This is a genomic window from Pseudarthrobacter sp. SSS035, from assembly GCF_023273875.1.
In the GTDB taxonomy this organism is placed as follows: Bacteria; Actinomycetota; Actinomycetes; order Actinomycetales; family Micrococcaceae; genus Arthrobacter.
On the sequence record NZ_CP096882.1, the window covers coordinates 2946701 to 2972718 of the forward strand.

Consider the following 26018-nt stretch of genomic DNA (forward strand, 5'->3'; position numbering starts at 1 on the left):
CGTCCTCCGCCGGGTGCTAGAACGGCATTACCGGGAGGATCCGGACGCGTTCTTTTTCATCTGCCTTTATAGGGCGGTTAGCCGTTTCGGCACGCCACAGCGCCAGCCAGCGCATCGGCAGTCTGCGGGCGACCCTTCCGATACGGTGGTCCCCGGCCTCGCCGGGGACCACTTTTTCGCGCCCCTGGCAATGCTGTTGTGGCTTGCCACAGAAGGCTGAGCAGGGACCTTGACAGGGCGTCATAATCGCGGGCTAATTGGAAGCACTCTTAGTAATTTTTGGGGGCGATGATGCGAAACCTAATTCCGAAAGGCATCCTCCGGAAGGTGCTCCTGCCGCCCACGTACGGCTTGCACCTGACACGGGGCGCTGAGTTCACGGTGCTCTCCGTCGAAGTCTGGAGCACGTGCCTGGTGGTCAACATCCACGTGGAGTCCGCTGCCGGGAGGGCCATCCCGGAAATTGCCATCGAAGACCATTGGGGCACGCAATACACGTTCCGGGACTCGGCCAGTGTGGGCTCGCGGAACCTGCAGGTATTCACCCCGTCCGTGCCGCCCGGCACCAGAAGCCTGACCATCAGGTCCACGGACGACGCCAACGCTCGCCTGGTGGTGAGCTTCGCCGTCCCGCTGATGCGGGAAGCCGGCGAAGCAGCCAAGGCGCCGGTTTCCCGACCGGTCCGACTGCGCCGGCCGGCCTAGAAGCAGGCCAATCAAGTACGCACTTACTGCAGGGATTGAGAGAGCGTTCGGGAAATTTCTGCAGGAAGTGAGAGAGCGTTGGTGGGCGCGCGGGGGTATCCTGATCACGCAAAGGCGTACCCGCCCAGCGTGAGAGGGGAAGTTCCATGACCATCCCGCCAGTGCACGAACCAGAGCCGTTCCCGCCGGAACCAGGGCCGGACCCCTTCAATCCGGAGCCCACCCATCCCGGCCACCCGGGACCGGACAGGCCCAGCCCCATCCCGACGCCGGAACCGCCAGGCCCGCTGCCCGTCCCGGATCCGGGGCCGGCACCGTTGCGCCCGGACCCCACCCGGAGTTAAGTCACCAATGAAACGGCCCCTGGCACAGCCGGGGGCCGTTTCACTTGGTGCCCGCTAGTACCCGGACCGTGTTGCCCGGCGTACTACCCGCCCGCGTACTCGGGCAGCCGGCCTTCGCGCATTGCCGCGGCCACCTGGGCGATCCCGCCATAGTCCGGGAACACCACCGACGCCCCTCCTGGTGCCGTGCCTACCCCGGCTGTCGGCAGCGTGAGCGAAACAACTGCGTTGGGGTCAATGCCGCGCATGCCGTAGGCCAGGATCGCGACGCCCACAGGATCAAAGCCCTGGTCCACCGTGAGGTAGCCGGATGCGAAATTCACCAGGGCCCGCACCGCAGTCACGTCATGCAGGGCGCCGTCGCTGGTGAGCCGGGCGAGGATGGCGCGGAGGAACGTCTGCTGGTTCCTGACCCGCTGGAAGTCGCCGTCGACGAAGGCGTAGCGCTCGCGGACGAATTCCAGTGCCGCCTGGCCGTCGAGGTGGTTCACCCCCGGTGTGAAGACGTGCTGCGTTTCGTGAGTGGACTGGAACGGCAGGGTGACGTTCACGTCAATTCCGCCCAGCCCGTCGGTTAGCGTCTTGAAACCGTGGAAGTCCAGCATGAGGGTGTGGTCGATGTGGGTCCCCATCAGGGACTCCACCGTCCGCGTGGCCAGCGGGATGCCGCCCACCTGCAAGCTGTCGTTGATCTTGGAGAAGCCGTAGTCGGGGATGCTTACGTACAGGTCCCGCATGAGGGAGACCACGTGCACACTGCGGCGGTCGGCCGGGATGTGGACCAGCATGAGCGTGTCGGCGCGGTGGTCCTGCGTTTCGCCCGTGGCGGCGGTGTGGGCTGCTTGCTCCCGGGCGTTCGCGCGGCTGTCACTGCCGATCACCAGGATGTTCATGGGCGCCGCGGGGAGTTCCGCGATGGGTTCGGGTGGCGGGGGAGGGGCCGGTGCCGGGGGCGGTGGCGGTGTCGTCTCCGACGGAGTGGGGGTGGCGGTGTCAGTGATGGTGGGCACCGGGGCCGCAACTTCCGCGGCAGGCCGGGTGAACAGCAGGGCTGAAACCGCGACGAAGGCCACCAGCACCAGCGACAGCACCACCGCGATCAAGCGGCGCCGTTTCAGCGCGGCAGGCGCAGCAGGCTCGGGGCCGGAAGGGGCCGGGCCGATCGGATCAGGACCGCTTGGGGTGCTCGCCATGACTTAGTGTCCGCCCTCGGACCCGGTTCCGGCTACAACGCGGAGCGTGTCGTTTCCGAGCCGTAACGTACGACGGCGGCTCGCCGGGTTCAGTGGGAAGCCCCGCAGTGCGGGGCGGACTAGGCTCTTGGTCAGGAACGGGATATCTGTGGGGGATCTGATGGAAAATACGAAGCCGATTCTGCTTGTCACCAGCCGGGCGGCCTGGGAGAAGCAGTACGAGCGTTACAGGCGAATGGGCAAGCGGCTGAATACGGTCCAGGGGCTGCTCTTCATCCCATTCCTGACCAGCCTGCTTTTTCTGGCAGGTGTGCTCTTCCCCCTGGTTGCAGGGGACATTGCGTTTGGCCACCCGGGCTACTACTGGTACCGCGCGGCAAGCGACACGGCATTGCTGATCGGCGCCATATCCTTCGTGCTCTACGCCGGGAACGGCTTTCTTCACCGGCATTTGGTGCGCCGGGCTCATCTTGCCTTGGGGCTGAAGGCAGACGGCACGTTCGTGGAAGTGCGTGAAGTTACTCCCGAGGCCGCGCCTGCCCCTCGCTAACGCCGGCTTGCCCGGGAGCGTTTAGGCGGGAGTGTTCAGGCGCGCATGCCGCAGAATGGAAACGATGGCCGGGGCCAGTTCGTCCTCCATCTGGTGGTAGATCTCGGGGCTGCGCCGGTAGGGGTCGATGATGTCGTTTTCGGAAGAATCCGCGGGCAGTGACAGGTGCCGGACGGACGCGGCGCGCGCGGGCAGCCCCCGCCAGAAGGCGGTGTTGGCACTGAGGGGACTGCCGCCGTCGTCCGCTACCGGAACGTTTGCGGCACTGTCCGCACGCTCGTCCAGGACGTCGAGCATGCGGGCAAACTCGCGGATGGTGAAGGTGCGCTTGAGCAGGGAGGCGTCCAGCTGGAGCACTTCGCCGCGGTGGCCCGAGGTCATGGTGAGGACCAGGTCCACGCCGCGCAGGATCCTGCTGGTCAGTTGCCGCGAGACGAAACCGTCCGGGTTCCCGCCGAAGGTGCGCACGATGTCGCCGGACAGCGGCTGCATGGGGTCGCCCACCATGGCCCGCGTTCCGGCGCTGGTGACCTCAAATCCGCCCGGCATTACCTGGTCCAGCCCGGCCTGCAACAGCCTTTCGGCCACGGGAGAACGGCAGATGTTGCCGGTGCAGACCGTCAGGATCCTCACGGGTGCGGGGGCAGATGCGGGGGATTCCACGGAACTTCTCTTTCCAGCCGATGCGCCGGACCCGGTGCGGCCCGTCGTACCTTTCAACTTAACACGTGCTGGTACCGCCGCCTCAGGGGCTGCTGCTAGAGGGTGGCCAGAAGGTCCTTCATTTCCTGGATTTCGGTTTCCTGGGCGGTCACGATGTCTTTGGCCAGCTGGACCGCTTCGGGGTACTTGCCGTCGGTGCTTTCGGTCTTGGCCATCGTGACGGCGCCTTCGTGGTGGGCGGTCATCTGGGTCAGGAACAGCTTGGCCGCTTCAGTGCCCTGGCCTGCACGGAGGGCGGTCATGTCCTCCTGCCCCATCATGCCGGACATGCTGTGCCCGCCAGCCATGCCGGAGGGCATTTCGGTGGGCTGGTTCCAGCTCTTGAGCCAGGCGGTCATTTTCTCGATTTCGGGTCCCTGGGCAGCTTTGATTCTGGTGGCCAGGCCGGTCACCGTCGCGGGGATGCCTTCCTTCTCCAGCATCAGGTCCGACATTTCCACGGCCTGGGCGTGGTGCCGGATCATCAGCTGTGCGAATACGGCGTCGGCTTCATTGAACTCGGCAGCTGCCGGCGCGGAGCTGGAGGGCATTCCGGAGCCGCCGTGGGTCATGCCCGGCATGCCGGTTCCTTCGGAACCGGCGGAACCGGTGGAGCAGCCGGCCAGGGCAATCGCTGCGGCGATGGTAAGGGCGGACAAGGTCAGGGTTTTTTTCATGAGAATCAGGGTCCTTCGGAAGGATCAGCAGGCGTCTGGCGCCGTTGCGGATGTGTGCGGTGTGGGTGTGGGGGCGCCGGGCAGGACGCGGCGCAGGGCAGTTCTACGTCCGGCTGACGCAGAGGTCGCCGGGGGAAGGACTGCCCGGCAGATAGGAATAGCTGTCGGTGGCCAGGGCTGTGGCGGTGACGTCAAGGGCAGGGAACGGCGTGGTGCCGGGCAGCGGCGCCGACAGGGAGGTATTGGCCGGGGACAGGACGCAGGCCGCGTCCATGCCCGCCATCGCCGGGCAGCTGCCGGGAGTCGTGCAGGGAGACACCGTCCCGGACACCGGTGCCGCTGGATCCAGCGGTGCCGCCGGCCTATCGGCGTTGGGGGACTGGGCGGCCGTATGCCCTCCGTGGCCGGTGTGGGGCCCCTGGATCTGCGTCAGGGTCATGTCCGTGCCGACCAAGAAAGCCGTGGGCATGATGGTGTGGGCGCCTGACATGATGTGCATCCCGAAAATCCCGGCGATGACAGCCAGTAGCCCGGTCAGCAGCACTGCACGGTGGAGGATCCCCATGGTTCTAACGTACCTGTGCGGGATTGAGTTTCACGCGGCGCAGCAGCTGGGCGTTCAACGCCACCACGATGGTGGACACTGACATCAGCACGGCGCCGGCCGCGGGGGACAGCACCACCCCGGCGAAGGCCAGCACGCCCGCGGCCAACGGGACGGACAGGACGTTGTAGCCGGTGGCCCAGATCAGGTTCTGCCACATCTTCCGGTAGCTGGCCCGCGACAGGTCCACCATGGACAGCACCGCGCGGGGGTCATTGCCGGCCAGGACCACACCTGCTGATTCCATCGCCACGTCCGTGCCGGCGCCGATCGCGATGCCGACTTCAGCCCTGGCCAGCGCCGGGGAGTCGTTGACGCCGTCGCCCACCATCGCCACTTTCAGCCCGCGGCCCTGGAGCTCGGCGACCTTCTTGTCCTTGTCCGCCGGAAGGACTTCGGCGAAAACCTCGTCAATGTTCAGCTCTTCGGCGACGGCCTGGGCCACCTGGCGGGCGTCACCGGTGATCATGGCAACCTTAATGCCCCGGTTCTGCAGGGCCGCCACGGCCTGGCGGGATTCCGGTCGGATGGCGTCTTCGAGGCTGACGGCTCCGAGGATAGTGTTCCCGTCGATCACGTGCAGGACGGCCGCGCCGCGCTCCATCCAGGTTCGGGTGGAGCGGGCCAGCGGTTCAGGCTCGACGGCGCCGAGCTCGCGCAGGAGCGCGGGCCCGCCGACGTGAACTGTCCGTCCGTCGATGGTGGCCCGGACGCCGCGGCCGGTGAGGGACGAGAATCCGGTGGCATCGGGGATGGTCACGGTCCGCCGGCGGGCGGCACGGACGATGGCCCGTGCGACGGGGTGTTCGCTGTCGGATTCCACCGCCGCGGCTAGGGCCAGCAGGCGGTCAGTATCCCCGCCCGCAACGGCGGCGATGTCCTTCAGATCCGGTTCGCCCGTGGTCAGGGTCCCGGTTTTGTCGAAGAGCACGACGTCGATGGTCCGCATGCGTTCCAGGGCCATCCGGTTCTTGATCAGCACCCCCGCCCGCGCGGCCTGTTCCGTGGAGATCGCGATGACCAGTGGGATGGCCAGGCCCAGGGCGTGCGGGCAGGCGATGACCAGGACAGTGACGGTGCGGGTGACGGCCTCCGGGACGCTGCCCAGCAGCGCCCAGACGATGAACGTGATGAGGCCCGCGCCGGCCGCGAAGTAGAACAGGAACGCCGCGGCACGGTCGGCCAGCGCCTGGGCCCTGGACGAGGATGCCTGCGCCTCGGCCACCAGGCGTTGGATGCCGGCCAGCGCGGTGTTTTCCCCGACGGCGGTCACCTGGACCCGGACGGTGTTGTCTGTCGCGACGGTACCGGCCACCACGGAGTCCCCTGGAGCGCGGGGCACGGTTTTGGATTCGCCGGTGATCATGGACTCGTCGAACTCAGCCTGCCCGTCCACGACGGTGCCGTCGGCGGGCATACGGGCGCCGGATCGGACCAGGACGATGTCGCCTTCACGAAGTTCGGAGACGGGTACGGTCTCCGTGCCAGCGTCGGTGATGCGGTCTGCTTCATCCGGGAGCAGGGCCGCGAGGGCGTCCAGGGCGCCCTGCGCGGAACCGAGGGCCCGCATTTCGATCCAGTGGCCCAGCAGCATGATCGCGACCAGAAGCGCCAGTTCCCACCAGAAGTCCAGGTCGAACCCGCCGATGCCTAAGGTGGTGACCCAGGACGCGGCAAAGGCCACGGTGATGGCCATGGCGATCAGCAGCATCATCCCCGGCTGACGGTTCTTCAACTCCTGGACGCCGCCTTTGAGGAATGGCTGTCCTCCGTAGAGGAAAATCACCGTTCCCAGCACAGCCGGGATCCAAGTTGAGCCGGGGAATGCCGGTGGCATGTAGCCAAGCAGGTGGCCCACCATCGGGCTGAAGTAGACCACCGGCACGGACAGGACCAGGGTGAGCCAGAACCTGTTCTTGAACATGGCGGTGCTGTGCCCGGCGTGCTGCCCGTGGCTGTGGACTGCATGGTCATCGTCGTGAGCACCATGCTGCTGGTGGGCGTGTCCGGCGTGATCTGTGGGCGGGCTTGCCACCGACGTAGCCTGGCCCGGTAGGGTCTGCGGTGCCTGGTGGCCGGCGTGGTCTTCCCCGCCGTGGTGTTCGTGGTGATTTTCCATTATTGCCCTCCGGTGTGGAAGTGTTCCCTGACGGCGTCAGCAAAGGTGTCCTCAGGGCTGGAGGTGGACTATCTGCCGCTGAGGCTGTACCCGGCGGCGGTGACGGCGTACCGGACGGATGCCTCCGTGTGGGGTCCGGAGACGCTCAGGCGTGAGGTCCCTCCGGCGACAAGTCCGACGGAGGCCGACGTCACGCCGTCGAGCGCGGTGACTGCCTTTTCAACGGTCTGGACACAGTGCCCGCACGTCAGGCCGTTGACGGAGTAGTCCGTCCCTTCTGCCTGGGGTGACGGCTGCTCCGTCGAAGGGGTGGAGCAGCAGCTACACCCTGCGTTTTCAGCTGCAACGATGGGCAGTTCGGTCCGAATCACGGATGCACGCATATCAGTTCTGTCCTTTGCAAGAGAGGTCGTGATGAGGTGCTGGGGTTGAACGGCTGTGAGGGCCGGAATCGCGCTGGCCTGGACAAACCACTTCACTGGCAACACCCCGAGAATACCCCCATGGGGTATATCTTGCAATGTGCCGATGCCCACACTTCAGTCAGCCGTGGCTGGGTTCCCCGGTGACGGTGTGGTCGGCGTGGTTCAAGCCTTCCAGGACAAGCCGGGCCAGGTGGCCGTCCGCGATGCTGTAGACCACCCTGCGGCTGACCTTTTGCGTGCTGACGAGGCCGCTGAAGCGGAGTTTGGCGAGGTGCTGGCTGACTGAGGTCCGGGAGGCTCCGGTGCGTTCCACCAGGGTGGTGACGTCCGCCGGTTCCTGTGTCAGGAGCCAGAGAACGTGCAGGCGGGTGGGATCGGAGAGCATCCGGAACGTGGCCGTCGCGGCATCCAGCCGGCGGGCATCGGGGAGCCTGGGGTGGTGAAGGCTCGGTGTGTTGACGCCCTGGGCCTCTTGCACCGGATCACCCTTTCCTGATGGCCGGTTCTGAGCCGGTTCTGGAGGCAGCCGGCCAGAATTTCAGGGCCGCTGCTGTACTGATCATAGCCACCACAGCCAGGACTGCTGCGGCCGCGGGCTGGCCAGCGGACGCGCCGATCCAGCCAGCTACAGGGTAAGTGATGATGAAGCACGCGTGGGAGAGGGAGAACTGCGCGGTGAAGATGTAGGTCCGGGTGCTTTCCGATGCGGAGCGGCGCAGCAGCCGGGCCGAAGGGGTGCTGATCATCGAGGTCCCGGCCCCCAGAGCAACCCAGAGCCCCAGCAGCATGAGCCACGGCCCGGCTGTCGCCAGCAGGGCAAACGTGCCGGCGAGGCCAATGCCAATCAGCGCAGCTCCGGACATCATCAACGAACGGTCGGCTATTCGGTCCAGCGCCCTGGGTGCGCTGAGCGCGACAGCCATCGAGCCGGCGCCGTAACAGGCCAGGGCGATGGCGACGTCGGCGTTGGAACCTGCGAACAGGTCCCGGGCATATACCACCGTGTTGACCAGCACCAGGGCTGTAGCGGCCGCAACGGCCAGATTCAAAGCGAGGAGGCCGCGCAGTTCCGGCGTCTTCGCAAAGATCCGTGCACCGAGCGTGGTCCGCCGCCAGAGTGATCCTTCCTGACGGGCTGCCGGTGTTGCAGGCAGTCTGGTGGTCACCACCAAGGCCGCGGAGAACATAAAGCCTGCCACGGTGCCGAGGAAAAGTTCGTGGAAGGAAAGTACAGACAGCAGTCCTGCGGCCAGGGCCGGACTGACCAGGGATTCCAGGTCATAGGCGAGCCGGGAGAGTGACAAGGCCCGCGTGTACTGCCGTTCATCGGGAAGCACAGCCGGGATCAGGGACTGGAAGGCGGGCGTGAACGTAGCGGAGGCGCTCTGCAGGACAAAGACCAGCATATAGATTTGCCAGGCCTGATCCACCGCGGGGAGCATCAGGGCGATTCCTCCACGGATCAGGTCCGCGGCAACCAGGACCGGCTTTTTTGGCAGCTTTTCCACCAGTGCCGCCATGACGGGCGCGACGAAGACGTAGGCCAGCATTTTTATGGTCAGCGCTGTCCCGAGCACGGCCCCGGCCTGCGCTCCTGCAAGGTCGAACGCCAGCAGTCCGAGGGCCACAGTCAGCAAACCGGTCCCCAGCAACGCAACAATCTGGGCAGAGAAGAGCTTCCGGTAGGCGCGGACGGCCAGAACTTCAATCATGAGGATTCCCCAATCGAAACAACATGTGCGTACTTATGCACCTATTGTAGACACGACGCCGGGAGGTCTATGACAGGAAATTCTTGGCCACCAGCTCTATTTCCCGGATGTAGGCTAAGACTTGCTTACTGTGTACGTGTTTTTAGATAAAGGTGTCTTTCTGTTCACTAGTGTTACGCGGGTCACAGAGAAGGAAGGACGCCGTAGCAATGGCTGCAACAAAAGCACAAAACGTATCCCGCTCCTCAATAGGGGCCCTGCTTGCCTCAAACTCGTCCTGGACCGAGCTGAAACGGGCCGCCGGAGAACTGCAGCAGATCCAGGTGAAGGACGGCTCGATACCTGATCCGGCGGACCATGACCGCGCCCTGTACGAGGTCGCCACGATCACGGCTTCAGTCAGGGATTTGGCCCCCTCATTCCCACACGATGCGGACTATCTGGCCCGGCTCGAGGTTGACTTCGAGCGGTGGGCTGCTTCCTCGTTCGGGGTGCCGGACTTCCTGGATTCTCTGCTCGCATTCCAGCCGCAGCAGCACCGAATCGACGGGCTGCCGCATCTGGTGGTCTTCCCTATGTATACGCAGAACGGCAGCCCGAACCGCTTCGTGGAGGCCGTGCTGTTCGAAGTAGTGTGGCCGGAGTTCATCGCTGACCTCGAAGGTGCAGAGTATTCGAACCAGCTGTTCGTACCCATCCGCTTTATCGACTTCACACCGGGCTATGACACGAACTCGGCCGTGTTGTTTCCTGAGAGCGTAGCCGTCCGTGAAACCCCGCAGTTCACCTGGGGTGGTATTTTCGCGGATCGCGAGGCTGAGCGGTTCCGGAGGGTGGTGGCCGCAGCCAGCGACATCACGTCCCTCACGCTCCCCGACGGAGCGCGGCGGCTGCTTGAAGACCCTCAGCTGGCCATGGAAACCTTTGTGATGTGGGATCTGATCCATGACAGGACGCACATGCGCGGGGATCTGCCGTTTGATCCGTTCATGATCAAGCAGAGGATGCCGTTCTTTCTCTACACCCTGGAAGAGCTGCGGTGCGATCTGACGGCATTCCGTGAATCCGTCCGTATCGAGAGGGATGAGAACGCGGCGCCGGAGGCGCGAAACCACGCGAAACTCGTCCAGTACGCCGTCATCTTCGACCGGATTTTCCGGTTCGCGATGACAGGCAACCGGGTCCGCAATTACGACGGCCTTGGCGGTCAGCTCCTTTTCGCCTGGATGCACCAGCACAAGGTGCTTCATTGGACGGACTCGAAACTGTCTATCGACTGGTCGGAAGCGCCCGAAGTAGTTATCGAACTTGGCAAGCGGATCGAGGAGCTGTACTGGCGTTCAATTGACCGCCCGAAAACCGCTCACTGGCTTGCGGCCTATGAATTCATCAGCGCGACAGTCACCCCGCACCCCGCATCCCTCTGGGCCAAGGGCCCCGACGCGCTGGCCCTAGACGGCCCACCTCGGGGCCTGACCGACCAGGTGCTGGATGACGAGTTCCCCCTTTCAATGTTCTACGAAGCACTGGAGAAAAAGATGAGAAACGTCATCGAATCCACGGCCGGAATCACCGGTGAGCCCAACGGCCGCAACAGCCTCAAGGCTGCGGCATGACGGCTCCCGACGGACCCAGGACCGTCATGGTGGCCGGCTCCACCAGCGAGGCCGGGACCGCCGTCGTATCGGCCCTCAGCGGTGCCGGATTCCGCGTAGCCGCCGTGGACCTGGACACTGAACGCGTGCAGAACCTCGCACAGTCCTGCCCCAACGTCACCGGCTACACCTGCAACCTCGCAGAACCCGCGGCCGTGCGGGAACTGGCGTCCTCGGTCCGCCGGGACCTTGGACCCCTCGATGGCCTGATCCACCTGGTGGGCGGCTGGCGCGGCGGCGACGGCATACCGGGGCAGGAGGACTCTGACTGGGACTTTCTGCACACCAGCGTCCTGACGACACTGCGAAACACCAGCCGCGCCTTCTACGACGACCTTGAAAAGTCCCCGGCGGGACGACTGGCCATCGTGTCTGCCCAGGCAGCTGCCAATCCCTCAGCAGGTGGTGCCGCCTACGCAGCGATCAAGGCCGCTTCCGAGGCCTGGACGCTGGCGGTCGCCGACGGCTTCCGCAGCTCACAATCCGGCAGCACGAACCACGCCCAACCGCAGCGGTCGGCTGCCGTCGTGTTCGTGGTCAAGGCCCTCGTCGACGACAAGATGAAGGCTTCCCAGCCCGACCGGAAATTCCCGGGATTCACCCATGTGAAGGATCTCGGAGCCGCTTCGGCCGCCCTGTTCAGCAGGTCCGCTGCCGAACTCAACGGTTCCCGCCTACCCCTGGCCTGATCTTTCACCCATCCAGACCCGGAAACAGGTAGGGAGATCGACCAAGCGCCAGTACAGGCGCGCCCGCACGCCGAGCTGCGTGCAGGCAGTCAGAAAACAATCCCATTCATGGGCCACACCAACCAAGAGGTAAACAATGTCGTTTTCTCCGTCCAAGAGGACAAAGGCACTGGCGAGTCTCGCCATCGGCCTTCTTTCTCTGACCGGTTGCACCAATGCATCACAGACCATGGGGGGAGCTGCCCCGGGTTCCACTGGTTTTGATCCCGCCTCTGTGGCCAGGGACGATGCCCTCGCCGCGAGCGTCCCTGAGGCCATCAGGAGCAAGGGCACCCTCACGGTGGGTGCCGACACCACGTACGCACCGGCCGAATCCCTGGGCGGCGCCGATGGCCAGACCCCGGTGGGCTACAACGTGGATTTCGCCAAGGCCATCGCGGCGACCCTCGGCCTGAAGGTCCGGGTCCAGACGTCGGAATTCACGGGAATCCTGCCCGCTCTCGGTGCCAAGTACGATCTGGGAATCTCCTCCTTCACCATCAACGCGGAGCGTCTGAAGGCCGTCAACATGGTCAGCTACTTCAATGCCGGCACGTTGTGGGCCGTCCAGACGGGCAACCCGAAGAATTTCAGCGTCGATGACATCTGCGGCAAAACCGTGGGGGTGCAGACCGGCACCACCCAAGAGGACCCCGACGTCTCCGGCCGGTCCAAGGCATGCACGGATGCCGGAAAACCGGGCGTCAACGTCGTCACTTTGAAAACGCAGACAGATGTGACCACCCGTCTGGTGAACGGCAGCATCGACGCCATGGCCGCCGATTCCCCCATCATCGGCTATGCCCTCTCGCAGACCGGCGGCAAACTGGAGGCCCTGGGCGATGTTTACGCTGCGGCACCGCAAGGTATCGCGGTCGCCAAGAGCGACACCGCCCTGTCCGAGCTCATGAAAAACGTCATGAACAAACTCATCAGCGACGGGACCTACGGGAAAATCCTGGACACCTGGAGCAACACCAAGGGCGCCGTCACGAAGTCTGAAGTGAACCCGGCGGTAGGCAATTGAGCACCCTCGCACCCACCGATACCAGCGACCGCAGGACCGGTGCCGAGCACCGGAAACCGGAACTGATCGACGCCGTTCCGGTCCGCCATCCCGGCCGCTGGGCCGGCGCCGTCCTCATCCTGCTGTTCGCCGCGCTGCTGGGCCAGAGCCTGGTCACCAATACCAATTTCCGCTGGGACATCGTCGGCACCTATTTCATGGACGTGCTCGTCATCCAGGGCATCGGCTGGACGCTGCTGCTGACAGTCCTCTCGATGGTGATCGCCATCGTGCTGGCCATTCTCCTGGCCTTCATGCGCCAGTCGGACAATCCCCTGTTCCGCGGCGTGAGCTGGACCTGGGTCTGGTTCTTCCGCGGCACACCGGTCTACACCCAGCTGGTGTTCTGGGGCCTCATTTCCGTTCTGTATCCCAAGATCGCCCTGGGGATTCCGTTCGGACCGGGACTGTTCAGCTTCAGCACCCAGGACGTGATCACCGCCTTCATGGCAGCAATCCTGGGACTGGGGCTGAACGAGTCAGCCTATCTGGCCGAAATTTTCCGCGCCGGCCTGAAGTCCGTCGACTCCGGCCAGATGGAAGCCGCCGAGGCCCTGGGGATGCGCAAGTCCAAAATCATGTGGCGGATCATTCTGCCCCAGGCCATGCGCGTCATCGTGCCACCCACCGGCAATGAGGCCATCGGGATGCTCAAGACCACCTCGCTGGTGCTCGCGGTGCCATTCACCCTGGACCTGACATTCGCAACCAACGGCATCGCCAACCGCAGCTACCTGCCCATTCCGTTGCTGATCGTGGCCGCCCTCTGGTACCTGGTGATCACCAGCCTCCTGATGGTGGGCCAGTACTACGTTGAGCGCCACTTCGGAAAGGGCGTGGACAACCTCGTCCCTGCCCCGGTCAAGTTGACCCCGGTCAAGCTGACCCCGGCGGCCGCCGCAGCCAAAGCACCCAAAAAAGAGGATGAGCTACCGTGACCATCACCAACGACGTCATGACGAAGGAGACCCTCGTCCGTATTGACGGGGTCCATAAGTACTTCGGAGAGCACCATGTGCTCCGCGGGATCGACATGACGGTCCGGCAGGGCGAGGTCTCCGTCCTCATCGGCCCGTCCGGGTCCGGCAAGTCCACGTTGCTGCGCTGCATCAACATGCTGGAAACCATCAGCGCTGGCCGGATCCACGTCCGCGAAGAACTGATCGGCTACCGCGAGACCCGCGGCCGCCTGCATGATCTGACCATCAAAGAGATCGCCGCCCAGCGCCGGGAGATCGGTATGGTCTTCCAGCGCTTCAACCTCTTCCCGCACCGTACGGCGCTACAGAACATTGTCGAGGCGCCCACCCAAGTCAAGCGGCAATCCAAGGTGAAGGCTAGATCACGCGCGATGGAACTTCTGGACCGTGTCGGTCTCGCCAACCACGCCAACCACTATCCCGCGCAGCTCTCCGGTGGCCAGCAGCAGCGCGTGGCCATCGCCCGTGCATTGGCGATGGAACCGGAACTGATGCTCTTCGACGAGCCGACTTCGGCCCTGGACCCGGAACTCGTGGGCGAAGTGCTCAGCGTGATGAAAGACCTGGCCAAGTCCGGCATGACCATGATCGTGGTGACCCACGAGATCGGCTTCGCCCGCGAGGTCGGAGACACCCTGACTTTCATGGACGGCGGCGTCGTCGTCGAAAGCGGCAACCCGCGCGACATCATCACCAACCCGCAGCAGGCCCGCACCCAGGAGTTCCTCTCCAAAGTTCTCTGACGGCTCAACCCAGACGGTCCGGGCGTGATGTGCGAAGCGGATCATGCTCGGACCGGCATTGGTGTGTGTCTTGTGAGTTTGCATGCGGGGCCTGGATGCACGTTTCCGTTCGAGCTTTGAAGGATGATGTTGGGCTAGATTCTTGGCATGCGAATAGTTGGAGTGACGCAGTGACGAACCCCGGAGCGGACAACCCCGAGGAGGATCTGCTCGCATTGACCATGCGCGTTGAGGACTGGTTGTTCATCGACGGGACCATCGACAACACCGTCGCCATCGCTGCCGAAGACGGCGCTGACTCCGTCGTCGAGCAGGGCCATGCAATCCGTGAGGCGGGCTGGGCGGCAACCCGCGCCCACCCGCGGAATAAGGACGGCTGGGGCGGCTGGCCGCCTGCTGATGACGAGATTTCCGTTGCGCTGCCGCCCGCGGCGTGGCGGTTCGTCGTCGACGAGTTGCACCGGTGGGAGCGGGTGTTGGCCGACGGCGGCGCGGAGGTTGGTGCCGACGTCCGGGATGCGGGGAAGCCTGAGACGCGCGGCGCTGCGGTGGCGCGCCGGCTAGTGGAGCGCCTCGGCGCGTAGCGCGAATCGGAATCGCCGCAGGTCAGAGCAGTCGGCGCGGTGGCGCTCTGGCTATGATCGAGGGACTGAGTTCTGAGCTGAGGGGGAACACTGGCCGATGAGTGCCGTCACTGTCGCGCGCAACGTCCGCGTCGCTATCTGGACTATTATGGCGGTCCTTGTGGCTGGGGGCGTGATCTGGTTCGCCGTGTTTACCGCAAACAAACCTGCCACGCCCGTGCCGCCGGCGTCCGCTGATTCCCAGGTGGCGAGGGAAGACAGTCACCGGCTCACCAGCCCACCGGCCGAAAAAGCCCAGCTGGTCGAGTTTCTGGACTTCGAATGCGAGGCCTGCCGCGCCGCCGAGCCCTTGGTGGCGGAGCTGAAGGAGGAGTACGGGGACAGGATCACGTTCACCCACCGCTACTTCCCCCTGCCCGGACACCTGAACTCCGGCACCGCAGCGCTCGCTGTCGAAGCCGCCGCGCGCCAGGGGCACTACGAACCGATGGTCACGAAGCTGTTCGCGACCCAGCCCGAATGGGGCGAAAAGCAGGACTCCCAGGCCGCCCTCTTCCGGACCTACGCGGAAGGCCTCGGCCTCGACATGGCCCGGTTCGATCAGGATGTTGTTGCCGAGGACACCAAGGAACGGATCCGCCGGGACATCGCGGATGGGAAAGCCCTGGGTGTTACCGGCACCCCGACGTTCTTCCTCAACGGCGAAAAACTCACCCTCAACACCGAAGCCCAGTTCCGGCAGCTGCTCGACGACGCCGCTCGGTAAGCGTCGACGTACCCAACGGTGGGTCCTCAAGATCCTGCAAGTAAATGCAGGACCGCACCGGCACGCTGCGTACACAATTGCGTGAATACACGGTTGGATGTACTTTAAGGGAATGGAAACCCTCACGCATGCTCCTGTGCTCGCGCGGTTCGGCTACGCCGTGTCGGATCCGACCAGGGCACGGATTCTGCTTGCCCTGGCCGCCGAACCTGCCTACCCCTCCGATCTTGCCGACTCCCTTGGGGTGTCACGGCAAAGCATGTCCAACCACCTGACCTGCCTGCGAGGGTGCGGTCTCGTGGTGGCGGTCCCGGACGGACGACGGAGCCGGTATGAGCTTGCCGATGCGAAGCTGGGCCATGCGATCACGGACCTGATCGGCGTCGTGCTGGCCGTGGACCCGGCCTGCTGTGCGCCGGATGGTGAGTGCCTGGTATGACCGCGCTCCAGGTTGCACCCGGCCTGGCCCGCCGCGCCGTCCTCAGCCGTCGCATCCGCCTGTTCGCGGCCGCCACGATCACCTACAACGTCATCGAAGCCGTCGTAGCGCTCCGGGCCGGCGGGGTCGCGGACTCCTCCGCCTTGATCGGCTTCGGACTGGACTCGGTCATCGAAGTCGCCTCCGCCGTCGCCCTTTCCTGGCAGTTCGCCGCCAAGGACCCTGAACGGCGTGAACGCCTGACGCTGCGCATCATCGCAATATCCTTCTTCGCCCTGGCCGCGTTCGTGGCCGTGGACGCGACCCGATCCCTCACCGGCGGAGGCGAAGCACAACACTCCACCCCGGGCATCGTGATCGCCGCCCTGAGCCTGGCCATCATGCCCGTCCTGTCGTGGCAGCAGCGCCGCGCCGGCCGGGAGTTCGGCTCCAAGACCGCGATGGCGGACGCGAAGCAGACGCTGCTGTGCACATACCTTTCGGCCGTCCTGCTGGGCGGGCTGGTCCTGAACAGCACGTTGGGCTGGTGGTGGGCCGACGCCGGAGCCGCCCTGGTCATCGCCGTGATCGCCGTCCGCGAAGGCAGCAACGCCTGGAAGGGTGACGCATGCTGCACCGTTCCCCACTCCGAGTCCACCCTCGACGCCGAGACAGACGACTGCCGCCCCATCGCCGACGACAGCGAGGAGGGCCGAGTCGTGTCAGTGCCGGAACCGGGCAAGCCGCACGACGATGCGGCAGGTAGGGGCTGCTGCGCCGGTTGTGGATCCGGACCTCAGGCCCTGGCAATGGGTCGCAGAAAGGACCAGGCGTGAAGGACTACGAACTGCGCGTCATCCCAGGCTGTCCGAACGGCGAAGCTGCCTTGGAGCTGTTCCGCCTGGCCCTGGCCGCGGAGGTGAACAGCGTCGAACAGCTGAGAGTGCGGGTGGTCCGCACCGAAGAGGAAGCGATGGAGCTTGGCTTCCAGGGATCTCCGTCGTTCATTGCCGGCGGCCGTGACCTATTCCCTGTGACCTCCGATGCGGCGCTATCCTGCCGCATCTATCCGGGGCCAGGGGGTCTCGCCGGGCTCCCGTCGGCGGAGTCCCTGCGGTCCGCAGTTCACCGTGAACAGTGACGCCTTTGCACCTGATCCGTTCCAGACCGACTGCAGGCTCAGCATCCTGGCACCCCGCGATGCCTTAACCGCCGCAGGTATGGTGGGTCTGGCAGTCTGACCCGTCCCCAAAGTGGTATCCAACGGATCGGAGATTCTCAGCGTTGGCTAGGGCCGCGGTTTGGCGAGAACACCTCCGAGGAGCCCGGCGAATGCGGCGGGGAGGGCGATGATTGCGGCCATGTGGGACACCAGGCCGTCCGGTAGGATTAGCGCAGCCCCGCCTACAAAAACGGCCGGCGCCCCGACGCTGAGGGTCACCCACCGGGGATTACGCTGTGCGTGGGACCAGAAGGCAGCCCCGAGCGACAATAGCGATCCGGCGTAGATAAACAGTCTGCCTGTGGCGGCCCGCTGTTCCAGCTGGGGTGTGGAGACGAACAAGAACGACATCTGCAGGCCAACAACCATCAGGACGATGAAGGCAAGGATGAGTAGAGCCCAGAGCACGATTCCCGCGCTCCAGCGACGATGCATCGACGACTGCTTCTTCACCTGATGAACCTGAACGTGGACTGGTGAACGCTACCGTCATCCAGGGCCATGTTGAAGGTCCGGCAGGTGCCCGACCAGGCACTGTCCGTTTTCCAGACGTAGTTGTACGTCTGGTTTGACGGGTCGTAGCTCAGGGTCCCGGCGCCAGCTGTCGAGGTTTCCTGAACTGCGCTGACCGGTGTATTTGTCGGGCATTCCACCCGCACCGAGGTGGGGGAGCCGGCCTGGATGATGCCGAGCCCGTAATCCCCGCCCAGGCTGAACTTCATGGGAACGGCCCGGCCGGCCTTGACTTCACTGACTGCGGGGGCGGCGGCTACGGGCTGGAAGAAGCCGGCAAAGTCATACTTGGAGATTGTCACCGTGTGGTCCGCCGCGGCGAATGCCTCTCCGCCCTTGTCATCCCTGATGGCGAGAGTGGTCAGATAAGTTCCGGCCGTGGTGTACGTGTGGGTGACACTGCTTCCGGTGGCCGTCGTGCCGTCGCCGAACTCCCACAGATAGTCGATGACGTTCCCGTCCGCGTCAGTGCTGACACCGGCATCCACCGCCACGGTGCGGCCGTCCAAGGAGAAGCTGAGGGCGGCCACCGGGTTCTGGTTGAGCTTCGGTGCGTGCCACACGGACAGCCTGGTCAGTTCGCCTTGAGGGGCTACTCGTGCCCCATACAGGTTGACTGTCCAGAGGCCCGGTTCCGTGGATGCCAGGTGGTAGCTCTCGAATGTGGGGCCCACCTCGTGCTGCACATCCGCGCTGTTGACGTTGCGGTCGATGACCCGGCCCGAAGGCGACGTCAGGCTGAGGACAACGTCGCTGCCCGGCCACTGTGTGGAGAGGCTCACCGGTCCGCCGGCTGCCTCGAAGGTGGATGTGACGGTTTGGTCGGGGAGAACGTTGTAATAGGTGCCCGGTTCAGCGGACTGGAGCGAGGCCCTGACCCTGTCGGCGATCAGGCCCTGGCCGAAGGCTGTCGGATGGTAACCCTCCTCCCTGTCGAGAACGATGTTCGCGCCGTTCAGGAATAGCTCCTGGGCGGCGAATTCTCCGCAGAGCTCATGGCCGTTAGGAACGTCGTAGTTGTCTACATACTGCAGCCCAAGGCTCCCGGCCTGATCGCTGATAAGACTGTTCAACTGGCGGATAGTAGCTGTGCAACGAGCACAATCACCAATGCTGCGGCCGAAATCATCCCCCATTTAGTACCGAGCATTGCTCTCTCCCCCATTGAAGAACCACGATGAGCGTCAGGTTAACATCGGCGCGGCAGACAGATCCATGGTTTCTCCAGCAATTGCCCATATCCTGCGGAGAAGTTGAGGAAGGCTGCTGATGTCTCGCATCACCTCAGTGTCAACGGCTGCCATCTTTGGCGCCTGTGGTGAATCCACCGAAGGCGCCGCCGCGCTTGCCTGGGTCGGTGGTGACCTATCGTTGCATCCGGAATCGGCGGGTCGGAAGGTGGGGCCATTCCTAATTGCAGAAGTGGGGCCATCTTTAGTTGACAATCTCAGATTTGTCTGGAGCCCAGTCAGACGGAGATTTTCTTGGAAAGAACGCTACTCCCGGCGATTCCCTCGCACCAGAGCCCACGTTGACGTGAGTGTAGGCTTCCGACAGCTCAGGGATCGGGAGAAGTCTGCCTTCCTAACGCTCTAATATCCTGTCTCTCGGCGAACACCCCCCATGTAGGCCTGAGGCGACGTAGCATCAAGGTAGGCGGCAGCCAGGAGTGTGGTGACATGTTTGAGCGATTTACGGACCGTGCCCGTCGCGTAGTTGTGCTTGCCCAAGAAGAGGCACGCATGCTGAACCACGGTTACATTGGTACCGAACACATCCTCTTGGGTCTGATCCATGAAGGTGAGGGCGTTGCCGCCAAAGCTCTTGAGTCCTTGAGCATTTCGCTCGACGGCGTGCGCGAGCAGGTGCAGGAGATCATCGGCCCGGGCCAGCAGGCCCCGTCCGGGCACATCCCCTTCACCCCGCGGGCCAAGAAGGTGCTGGAGCTGGCGCTGCGCGAAGCCTTGCAGCTGGGTCACAACTACATCGGCACGGAGCACATCCTGCTGGGCCTCATCCGTGAGGGTGAGGGTGTGGCCGCCCAGGTGCTGGTCAGGCTCGGGGCAGACCAGGACCGCGTCCGCCAGCAGGTCATTCAGCTCCTCTCCGGCTACCAGGGCAAGGAAACCACCGGCGCCGGCGTCGGCCCGGGCCAGGCGGAGGTAACTCCTGCGGGTTCGGTGGTCCTGGACCAGTTCGGCCGCAACCTCACCCAGGCTGCGCGCGAGAACAAGCTGGACCCGGTGATCGGACGCGAGTCCGAGATGGAACGCGTTATGCAGGTCCTTTCGCGCCGCACCAAGAACAACCCGGTGCTGATCGGTGAACCCGGGGTCGGGAAGACGGCCGTCGTCGAGGGCCTCGCCCAGGCGATTGTCCGCGGCGATGTGCCGGAGACTCTCAAGGATAAGCAGCTGTACACGCTTGACCTGGGCTCCGTGGTGGCCGGCTCCCGGTACCGCGGTGACTTCGAGGAGCGGCTGAAGAAGGTCCTGAAGGAAATCCGCACCCGCGGGGACATTCTTTTGTTCATTGATGAGATCCACACCCTTGTCGGTGCCGGTGCGGCCGAAGGTGCCATCGACGCGGCTTCGATCCTTAAGCCGTTGCTGGCTCGGGGCGAGCTGCAGACCATCGGTGCCACGACGCTGGATGACTACCGTAAGCACATCGAGAAGGATGCCGCGCTGGAGCGCCGCTTCCAGCCGATCCAGGTCAAGGAGCCCTCCGTCGCGCACGCGATCGAGATCCTCAAGGGCCTGCGGGACCGCTACGAGGCGCACCACCGGGTCACCATCACCGACGGCGCGCTGGTCGCCGCCGCGAACCTCTCGGAGCGTTACATCTCGGACCGCTTCCTGCCGGACAAGGCGATCGACCTGATCGATGAGGCCGGCGCCCGGCTGCGTATCCGCCGGATGAGCGCCCCGCCGGAGCTCAAGGCGATGGACGAGCGGATCGCTGCGCTGAAAATGGAGAAGGAGTCCGCGTTGGATGCGGAGGACTATGCGGGTGCCGCTTCGCTGCGCGACAAGGAGCAGAAGCTCATTACTGAGCGCTCCGAGAAGGAACGCCACTGGAAGTCCGGCGGCATGGATGACATTTCCGAAGTTGATGAGGAACTGATCGCGGAGGTGCTGGCGAATGCCACCGGTATCCCGGTGTTCAAGCTCACCGAGGAAGAGTCCTCGCGCCTGCTGAAAATGGAAGCCGAACTGCACCAGCGCGTCGTGGGCCAGGACGAGGCGATTAAGTCGGTTTCGCGGGCTATCCGCCGCACCCGTGCCGGCCTGAAGGACCCGAAGCGTCCGGGCGGCTCGTTCATCTTCGCCGGCCCCACCGGTGTGGGCAAGACCGAGCTGGCCAAGGCCCTGGCCGAGTTCCTGTTCGGCGAGGAGGATGCCCTCATCACGCTGGACATGTCCGAGTACTCGGAGAAGCACACTGTTTCGCGGCTCTTCGGTGCCCCTCCGGGCTACGTCGGCTACGACGAGGGCGGGCAGCTGACCGAAAAGGTCCGGCGCCGTCCGTTCTCCGTGGTCCTGTTCGACGAGGTGGAGAAGGCGCACGCCGATCTCTTCAACTCACTCCTGCAGATCATGGAAGACGGCCGCCTGACCGACTCCCATGGCCGCGTGGTGGACTTCAAGAACACCGTGATCATCATGACCACGAACCTGGGCACCCGGGACATCTCCAAGAGCGTTGCCACCGGCTTCCAGTCCGGCACAGACACCCAGACCGGCTACAACCGGATGCGCGCCCGCGTCACGGAGGAGCTCAAGCAGCACTTCCGCCCCGAGTTCCTGAACCGTGTCGACGACGTCATCGTCTTCCCGCAGCTGACCCAGGACGAAATCATCCAGATCGTGGACATGTTCGTCGGCCGCCTCGAGCAGCGCCTTGCTGACAAGGACATGGGCATCGAGCTCACCACCGCAGCCAGGGTGCTCCTGGCAACCCGTGGGTACGACCCGGCCATGGGTGCCCGGCCGCTGCGCCGCACCATCCAGCGCGAGATCGAGGACCAGCTCTCCGAGAAGATCCTCTTCGGCGAGCTCAAGCCCGGCGACATCATCGCAGTCGACGTTGACGGCGAAGGCGACGACGCGACGTTCACCTTCACAGGAAACACGAAACCGCGGATCCCGGACGCACTGCCCGCCGCGACCTGAACAGCAACCACGGCTGACCGCCGTTGAGGCGGGCTGAAGTCCGGTGTCTCACCACAGTGTCCTGCAGGCTCAGGCTTGCAGGACGCCTGAGGATCCAGCCGGGGTGCTGCCACGGCGTAGCCAAGGCGGGGCGTGCGTCCGACCGGACTGCATCCCCGCTTTCCGGCCTCGTGGATCAGTGTTTCCTGAAGGCGTCTTTGACTTTTCGCCCCTGGAGATCAGTAGTCTTCGCCGCGTTTGTGGGTAACTTCTAGGGCGCCAGTCGGTAGTAGGCAGAAGCAAAATGTATGAGCGGGTCCGGTACTTCCGCCGCCGGAGCGTCACTACCCATCGCAAGTACCTCTCCCACGATGAGCAGATGCGTTGCCGCCGGATGGATGGCAACCGTTCGCAGCTCGAAGTACGCGATCGATCCGTCGAGGATCACCGATCCGGTGGCGGGGCCACGGCGGTAGGGAACCTGGGACAGCAGGCCCTCTATTGGGGTCACTGGACTGGCCAGCCAATCCGCCGCGCCTTGGTGCTTACTGCGCAGCAGACTCAACGCCCAGGTACCCGTCGTGGCAATTGCTTCGCCAATGCGTGAGCCCGCATAGAGACTGACAAGCATCGTAGGCGGATCATAGGAGACGGAGAGAAAAGCAGTCACTGTTGCTGCGTAGTCGCGCTTGTTCAGCGATGTAGAAACCACGGCGACGCCGGCCGAGATGTCCGCGCTGAGCACTCGGTACAGATCGATGTCCGCTTCGGAAGGCTGTTCGTCGCCAAGGCGATGCGCGTTCAACGTCCCTGGAGTCTCCATAAGCACATCGTTTCACGCGGTGAACACATCAGGGCCGATCGATTTCCCATTGATTGCTCCGTAAAGGCCCTTATGGCTCCCCAAAGGGCTTTCACGGAGCAATCGATGGTGATCCGACGCCGGTGCCACCGGAAATCTTGCACGCGGCCTGAAATCCGGCTAACCTGTGAGACGTGTCACGGACAAAATGGCACATGCTTTTGATCTGCGGCGGGAGAGTCCTGCCGGTACGTTCAGCAGGCGCCGTAGGAGCAAATCCTCCCCAGGAATCTCTCAGGCCCACGTACCGCCGCGGCCAGGCAACTCTGGAAAGTAGTCCGGCAACGGGCTCACCGACGGTGCAAGCGTCACCCTGCGGCAAGCAGGTGGGCGCGGAAACTCTCAGGTCCAATACAGAGCGGGGAGGAACCCGAATCAATGTGGCGTACCCAGCGCGCCACCTGAATTATGGAGTTCCTTCATGACCATCCAGTCGTCCCCTTCCACCTTTGCCGATCGGCATATTGGTGCGCGCCGCCAGGCCGATATCGACACCATGCTCAAGGCCGTCGGCTATGACAGCGTTGACGGCCTCGTGGACGTTGCCGTCCCCGACTCCATCCGCCAGGCCAAGCCGCTGGCCCTCAAGGACGCCCTGAGTGAGGTTGAGGTCCTTGCCGAGCTGCGGAAGCTCGCGGCGAAGAACAAGACGGCTGTGCAGATGATCGGCCAGGGCTACTACGACACCGTCACGCCCGCGGTCATCCGCCGGAACATCCTCGAAGCCCCCGCCTGGTACACCGCGTACACGCCGTACCAGCCCGAGATTTCGCAGGGCCGGCTGGAGGCGTTGCTGAACTTCCAGACCATGGTCCAGGACCTGGTGGGCCTGCCGATCGCGAACGCGTCGCTGCTGGATGAGGCCACCGCCGTGGCCGAGGCCGTGCTGATGATGCGCCGGGCAAACAAGAACAAGGAAGCCCGGGACGGCAAGACCGTCCTGGATGCCGACTGCCTGCCGCAGACCATCGCGATCGTGAAGGGCCGCGCCGAGGCCCTCGGGTTCGAGGTGGAGGTCGCTGACCTGTCCCAGGGCCTGCCCGACGGCGTTATCAACGGTGTTGTCCTGCAGCAGCCGGGTGTGTCGGGCCGGGTCTTCAACCATGCAGACATCATCAAGGAAGCCAAGGAGCGCGGCGCCCTCGTGACCGTTGCCGCCGATCTGTTGGCGCTGACGCTGATCACCCCTCCGGGGGAGCAGGGCGCGGACATCGCCGTCGGCTCGACCCAGCGATTTGGTGTGCCGTTGTTCTTCGGCGGCCCGCACGCGGCGTACATGGCGGTGGCGAAGGGCCTGGAGCGTTCCATGCCGGGCCGCCTCGTCGGGGTCTCCAAGGACGACGCCGGGACCCCCGCGTACCGTCTGGCACTGCAGACCCGTGAGCAGCACATCCGCCGTGAGAAGGCCACGTCCAACATCTGCACCGCGCAGGCACTGCTGGCCATCGTTTCCTCGTTCTACGCCGTTTACCACGGCCCGGACGGACTCAAGGCCATCGCCGAGCAGGTCCACAACAACGCCCGCACCCTGGCCACCACGCTGAAGGTCGCCGGCCGCGAACTGGTCACCGAGGCCTTCTTCGACACCGTCACGGTCCGCGTCCCGGGCAAGGCAGCCAAGGTCATCGCCGCCGCCGAAGCACGCGGCATCAACCTGCGCCACATCGACGGTGACACCATCGGCGTCTCCGCTGATGAAACCACGACGACGGAGGTCCTCTCCGCCATCGCCGTCGCCTTCGGTGCCGGCCCGGTTGTGGATGCGAAGGGCTTTGAACTGCCCGAATCGGTGCTCCGCACCTCCGAGTACCTGCAGCACCCGGTGTTCAACACGCACCGTTCCGAAACGCAGCTGCTGCGCTACATCCGCCGGCTGAGTGACCGGGACCTGGCGCTGGACCGCACCATGATCCCGCTGGGTTCCTGCACCATGAAGCTGAACGCCACGGCAGAGATGGAGGCCATTTCCTGGCCGGAGTTCGCCTCCATCCACCCGTTCGCCCCGGATTCCCAGACCGTGGGCTGGCGCGAGCTCATCGGCGGGCTGGAAGCTGACCTCGCGGAAATCACCGGCTACGACCAGGTCTCCCTGCAGCCGAACGCCGGGTCCCAGGGCGAGCTCGCAGGCCTGCTGGCCATCCGCGGCTACCACCTGTCCCGCGGCGATGACCAGCGCAACGTCTGCCTGATCCCTGCGTCGGCCCACGGCACCAACGCCGCCTCCGCAGTCCTGGCGGGCATGAAGGTGGTTGTGGTGGCTACCGCTGCGGACGGCAGCATCGACCACACGGACCTCTACGCCAAGATCGAGGCGAACAAGGACGCGCTCTCGGCGATCATGATCACCTACCCCTCCACCCACGGCGTCTACGACGCCGACGTCACCGAAATCTGCGACGCCGTGCACGCGGCCGGCGGCCAGGTCTACGTGGACGGCGCCAACCTCAACGCCCTCGTGGGCCTGGCCCAGCCGGGCAAGTTCGGCGGCGACGTCTCGCACCTGAACCTGCACAAGACCTTCTGCATCCCGCACGGCGGCGGCGGCCCCGGTGTTGGCCCGGTCGCGGCCAAGGCGCACCTGGCACCGTTTATGCCCGGTGATGCCAACAAGGCGGCGCACGAAGCCGGCCACGGCGTGGCCATCAGCGCGTCCAACTACGGTTCCGCAGGCGTCCTGCCCATCTCCTGGGCTTACGTGAAGCTCATGGGTGCCGAAGGCCTGACCGAGGCGACCAAGTCGGCGCTGCTGGCGGCGAACTACGTTGCGGCCCGCCTGAACGAGTACTTCCCCGTCCTCTACACGGGTGAGGGCGGGCTGGTGGCGCACGAGTGCATCCTGGACCTGCGCGACCTGACGGCGAAGACGGGCGTCACCGCGGAGGATGTGGCCAAGCGCCTCATCGACTACGGTTTCCACGCCCCCACCCTGGCGTTCCCGGTTGCGGGCACGCTGATGGTGGAGCCGACGGAGTCCGAGGACCTCGTGGAGATCGACCGGTTCATCGACGCGATGATCACGATCCGGAAGGAAATCGACCAGGTGGCCAACGGCGACTTCACCGTGGAGAACAGCCCGCTGCGCCACGCACCCCACACCGCGTCCGCCGTCGTCACCTCCGACTGGAACCGTCAATACCCGCGGGAGCAGGCCGCCTTCCCGGTCCACCACCTCAAGCAGGACAAGTACTTCCCGCCCGTCGGCCGCATCGACGGCGCAGCAGGGGACCGCAACCTGATCTGCTCCTGCCCGCCCATCGAAGAATTCGCGAACTAGTTTCCTGTGAAAGGCTTTAACA

General features: G+C 64.7%; 25 protein-coding genes and 1 riboswitch. Of the genes, 14 read left to right on the plus strand and 11 right to left on the minus strand.

Annotation, left to right across the window (positions count from 1 at the left end; genetic code table 11):
• The first annotated feature begins 288 nt into the window (after positions 1 to 288).
• The gene (locus MUN23_RS13585) at positions 289 to 705 is read left to right on the plus strand and encodes a hypothetical protein (RefSeq protein ID WP_248758975.1); all 417 of its coding nucleotides are present in this window, start codon (positions 289 to 291) and stop codon (positions 703 to 705) included.
• Between the two features lie 427 nt (positions 706 to 1132).
• Here the strand turns inward: MUN23_RS13585 and MUN23_RS13590 are convergent, their stop codons facing one another.
• On the minus strand, positions 1133 to 2242 hold the full coding sequence (locus tag MUN23_RS13590) for an LCP family protein (RefSeq protein ID WP_248758977.1): 1110 nt from the start codon (positions 2240 to 2242) through the stop codon (positions 1133 to 1135).
• A 160-nt stretch (positions 2243 to 2402) separates the two neighbouring features.
• Here MUN23_RS13590 and MUN23_RS13595 point away from each other — a divergent pair, with 160 nt between their 5' ends.
• Positions 2403 to 2792, plus strand: coding sequence for a hypothetical protein (locus tag MUN23_RS13595; protein WP_248758979.1), 390 nt, complete (start codon positions 2403 to 2405; stop codon positions 2790 to 2792).
• Between the two features lie 21 nt (positions 2793 to 2813).
• On the opposite strand, the gene MUN23_RS13600 is transcribed toward MUN23_RS13595, so the two are convergent.
• From MUN23_RS13600 to MUN23_RS13630, 7 genes are all read right to left on the minus strand, one after another.
• Positions 2814 to 3455: a low molecular weight phosphatase family protein gene (locus MUN23_RS13600; protein WP_248758981.1), complete on the minus strand. Its 642-nt coding sequence runs from the start codon at positions 3453 to 3455 to the stop codon at positions 2814 to 2816.
• A 95-nt stretch (positions 3456 to 3550) separates the two neighbouring features.
• Complete coding sequence (locus MUN23_RS13605) at positions 3551 to 4171, minus strand: DUF305 domain-containing protein (RefSeq protein ID WP_248758982.1); 621 nt, start codon at positions 4169 to 4171, stop codon at positions 3551 to 3553.
• Positions 4172 to 4274: 103 nt separating this feature from the next.
• On the minus strand, positions 4275 to 4736 hold the full coding sequence (locus MUN23_RS13610) for a hypothetical protein (protein WP_248758984.1): 462 nt from the start codon (positions 4734 to 4736) through the stop codon (positions 4275 to 4277).
• A 4-nt stretch (positions 4737 to 4740) separates the two neighbouring features.
• Entirely contained in the window at positions 4741 to 6894 is a 2154-nt protein-coding gene (locus MUN23_RS13615) for a heavy metal translocating P-type ATPase (RefSeq protein WP_248758986.1), read from the minus strand.
• 68 nt (positions 6895 to 6962) lie between these two features.
• Positions 6963 to 7277 (minus strand): heavy-metal-associated domain-containing protein, encoded by a 315-nt coding sequence (locus tag MUN23_RS13620; RefSeq protein WP_248758988.1) that lies wholly within the window; start codon positions 7275 to 7277, stop codon positions 6963 to 6965.
• A 160-nt stretch (positions 7278 to 7437) separates the two neighbouring features.
• Positions 7438 to 7797: a metalloregulator ArsR/SmtB family transcription factor gene (locus MUN23_RS13625; RefSeq protein WP_058931441.1), complete on the minus strand. Its 360-nt coding sequence runs from the start codon at positions 7795 to 7797 to the stop codon at positions 7438 to 7440.
• 4 nt (positions 7798 to 7801) lie between these two features.
• Positions 7802 to 9031 (minus strand): MFS transporter, encoded by a 1230-nt coding sequence (locus tag MUN23_RS13630; protein ID WP_248758990.1) that lies wholly within the window; start codon positions 9029 to 9031, stop codon positions 7802 to 7804.
• Between the two features lie 209 nt (positions 9032 to 9240).
• On the opposite strand from MUN23_RS13630, the gene MUN23_RS13635 reads away from it, so the two are divergent.
• The 10 genes from MUN23_RS13635 to MUN23_RS13680 all read left to right on the plus strand — a co-directional run bounded on the left by MUN23_RS13635 (position 9241) and on the right by MUN23_RS13680 (position 17112).
• Complete coding sequence (locus MUN23_RS13635) at positions 9241 to 10647, plus strand: DUF6421 family protein (protein ID WP_248758995.1); 1407 nt, start codon at positions 9241 to 9243, stop codon at positions 10645 to 10647.
• On the plus strand, positions 10644 to 11375 hold the full coding sequence (locus MUN23_RS13640) for an SDR family NAD(P)-dependent oxidoreductase (RefSeq protein ID WP_248758997.1): 732 nt from the start codon (positions 10644 to 10646) through the stop codon (positions 11373 to 11375). The genes MUN23_RS13635 and MUN23_RS13640 overlap by 4 nt, the downstream gene beginning before the upstream one ends.
• Before the next feature lie 229 nt (positions 11376 to 11604).
• Positions 11605 to 12441, plus strand: coding sequence for an ABC transporter substrate-binding protein (locus MUN23_RS13645; RefSeq protein WP_248758998.1), 837 nt, complete (start codon positions 11605 to 11607; stop codon positions 12439 to 12441).
• Positions 12438 to 13418 carry an amino acid ABC transporter permease gene (locus MUN23_RS13650; RefSeq protein WP_371875909.1) on the plus strand — a complete coding sequence of 327 codons (981 nt, stop codon included), beginning with the start codon at positions 12438 to 12440 and terminating at the stop codon, positions 13416 to 13418. The genes MUN23_RS13645 and MUN23_RS13650 overlap by 4 nt, the downstream gene beginning before the upstream one ends.
• A 17-nt stretch (positions 13419 to 13435) precedes the next feature.
• Positions 13436 to 14203 (plus strand): amino acid ABC transporter ATP-binding protein, encoded by a 768-nt coding sequence (locus MUN23_RS13655; protein WP_248764085.1) that lies wholly within the window; start codon positions 13436 to 13438, stop codon positions 14201 to 14203.
• 170 nt (positions 14204 to 14373) lie between these two features.
• The gene (locus tag MUN23_RS13660; RefSeq protein ID WP_248758999.1) at positions 14374 to 14787 is read left to right on the plus strand and encodes a hypothetical protein; all 414 of its coding nucleotides are present in this window, start codon (positions 14374 to 14376) and stop codon (positions 14785 to 14787) included.
• A 97-nt stretch (positions 14788 to 14884) separates the two neighbouring features.
• Positions 14885 to 15553: a thioredoxin domain-containing protein gene (locus MUN23_RS13665; protein WP_248759000.1), complete on the plus strand. Its 669-nt coding sequence runs from the start codon at positions 14885 to 14887 to the stop codon at positions 15551 to 15553.
• A 112-nt stretch (positions 15554 to 15665) separates the two neighbouring features.
• Entirely contained in the window at positions 15666 to 15992 is a 327-nt protein-coding gene (locus tag MUN23_RS13670; RefSeq protein WP_248759001.1) for a helix-turn-helix transcriptional regulator, read from the plus strand.
• Complete coding sequence (locus MUN23_RS13675; protein ID WP_248759002.1) at positions 15989 to 16807, plus strand: cation diffusion facilitator family transporter; 819 nt, start codon at positions 15989 to 15991, stop codon at positions 16805 to 16807. The genes MUN23_RS13670 and MUN23_RS13675 overlap by 4 nt, the downstream gene beginning before the upstream one ends.
• Positions 16804 to 17112, plus strand: a complete 309-nt coding sequence (locus MUN23_RS13680; RefSeq protein ID WP_248759003.1) for a hypothetical protein — start codon at positions 16804 to 16806, stop codon at positions 17110 to 17112. The genes MUN23_RS13675 and MUN23_RS13680 overlap by 4 nt, the downstream gene beginning before the upstream one ends.
• A 147-nt stretch (positions 17113 to 17259) precedes the next feature.
• Here the strand turns inward: MUN23_RS13680 and MUN23_RS13685 are convergent, their stop codons facing one another.
• Together MUN23_RS13685 and MUN23_RS13690 are read right to left on the minus strand one after the other, a co-directional pair.
• Positions 17260 to 17646, minus strand: a complete 387-nt coding sequence (locus tag MUN23_RS13685) for a hypothetical protein (RefSeq protein WP_248759004.1) — start codon at positions 17644 to 17646, stop codon at positions 17260 to 17262.
• Complete coding sequence (locus MUN23_RS13690; protein ID WP_248759006.1) at positions 17643 to 18779, minus strand: PxKF domain-containing protein; 1137 nt, start codon at positions 18777 to 18779, stop codon at positions 17643 to 17645. The genes MUN23_RS13685 and MUN23_RS13690 overlap by 4 nt, the downstream gene beginning before the upstream one ends.
• 606 nt (positions 18780 to 19385) lie before the next feature.
• Between MUN23_RS13690 and MUN23_RS13695 the strand changes: the two genes are divergently transcribed.
• On the plus strand, positions 19386 to 21881 hold the full coding sequence (locus MUN23_RS13695) for an ATP-dependent Clp protease ATP-binding subunit (RefSeq protein ID WP_248759009.1): 2496 nt from the start codon (positions 19386 to 19388) through the stop codon (positions 21879 to 21881).
• Between the two features lie 250 nt (positions 21882 to 22131).
• On the opposite strand, the gene MUN23_RS13700 is transcribed toward MUN23_RS13695, so the two are convergent.
• A complete protein-coding gene (locus MUN23_RS13700) occupies positions 22132 to 22683 on the minus strand; it encodes a flavin reductase family protein (protein WP_248759012.1) in 552 nt (183 codons plus the stop codon).
• Positions 22684 to 22884: 201 nt separating this feature from the next.
• Positions 22885 to 22982, plus strand: a riboswitch (glycine riboswitch).
• Between the two features lie 161 nt (positions 22983 to 23143).
• On the opposite strand from MUN23_RS13700, the gene gcvP reads away from it, so the two are divergent.
• Complete coding sequence (gene gcvP / locus MUN23_RS13705; protein ID WP_248759017.1) at positions 23144 to 25996, plus strand: aminomethyl-transferring glycine dehydrogenase; 2853 nt, start codon at positions 23144 to 23146, stop codon at positions 25994 to 25996.
• Positions 25997 to 26018 lie beyond the last annotated feature (22 nt).

Excerpts from the sequence above, each read along its gene's own strand:
- MUN23_RS13585 (WP_248758975.1), top strand. The coding sequence starts at position 289 with ATGATGCGAAACCTAATTCCGAAAGGCATCCTCCGGAAGGTGCTCCTG.
- MUN23_RS13590 (WP_248758977.1), bottom strand. The coding sequence starts at position 2,242 with ATGGCGAGCACCCCAAGCGGTCCTGATCCGATCGGCCCGGCCCCTTCC.
- MUN23_RS13595 (WP_248758979.1), top strand. The coding sequence starts at position 2,403 with ATGGAAAATACGAAGCCGATTCTGCTTGTCACCAGCCGGGCGGCCTGG.
- MUN23_RS13605 (WP_248758982.1), bottom strand. The coding sequence starts at position 4,171 with ATGAAAAAAACCCTGACCTTGTCCGCCCTTACCATCGCCGCAGCGATT.
- MUN23_RS13610 (WP_248758984.1), bottom strand. The coding sequence starts at position 4,736 with ATGGGGATCCTCCACCGTGCAGTGCTGCTGACCGGGCTACTGGCTGTC.
- MUN23_RS13615 (WP_248758986.1), bottom strand. The coding sequence starts at position 6,894 with ATGGAAAATCACCACGAACACCACGGCGGGGAAGACCACGCCGGCCAC.
- MUN23_RS13620 (WP_248758988.1), bottom strand. The coding sequence starts at position 7,277 with ATGCGTGCATCCGTGATTCGGACCGAACTGCCCATCGTTGCAGCTGAA.
- MUN23_RS13630 (WP_248758990.1), bottom strand. The coding sequence starts at position 9,031 with ATGATTGAAGTTCTGGCCGTCCGCGCCTACCGGAAGCTCTTCTCTGCC.
- MUN23_RS13635 (WP_248758995.1), top strand. The coding sequence starts at position 9,241 with ATGGCTGCAACAAAAGCACAAAACGTATCCCGCTCCTCAATAGGGGCC.
- MUN23_RS13640 (WP_248758997.1), top strand. The coding sequence starts at position 10,644 with ATGACGGCTCCCGACGGACCCAGGACCGTCATGGTGGCCGGCTCCACC.
- MUN23_RS13645 (WP_248758998.1), top strand. The coding sequence starts at position 11,605 with ATGGGGGGAGCTGCCCCGGGTTCCACTGGTTTTGATCCCGCCTCTGTG.
- MUN23_RS13655 (WP_248764085.1), top strand. The coding sequence starts at position 13,436 with ATGACGAAGGAGACCCTCGTCCGTATTGACGGGGTCCATAAGTACTTC.
- MUN23_RS13665 (WP_248759000.1), top strand. The coding sequence starts at position 14,885 with ATGAGTGCCGTCACTGTCGCGCGCAACGTCCGCGTCGCTATCTGGACT.
- MUN23_RS13670 (WP_248759001.1), top strand. The coding sequence starts at position 15,666 with ATGGAAACCCTCACGCATGCTCCTGTGCTCGCGCGGTTCGGCTACGCC.
- MUN23_RS13675 (WP_248759002.1), top strand. The coding sequence starts at position 15,989 with ATGACCGCGCTCCAGGTTGCACCCGGCCTGGCCCGCCGCGCCGTCCTC.
- MUN23_RS13695 (WP_248759009.1), top strand. The coding sequence starts at position 19,386 with ATGTTTGAGCGATTTACGGACCGTGCCCGTCGCGTAGTTGTGCTTGCC.
- MUN23_RS13700 (WP_248759012.1), bottom strand. The coding sequence starts at position 22,683 with ATGGAGACTCCAGGGACGTTGAACGCGCATCGCCTTGGCGACGAACAG.
- gcvP (WP_248759017.1), top strand. The coding sequence starts at position 23,144 with ATGACCATCCAGTCGTCCCCTTCCACCTTTGCCGATCGGCATATTGGT.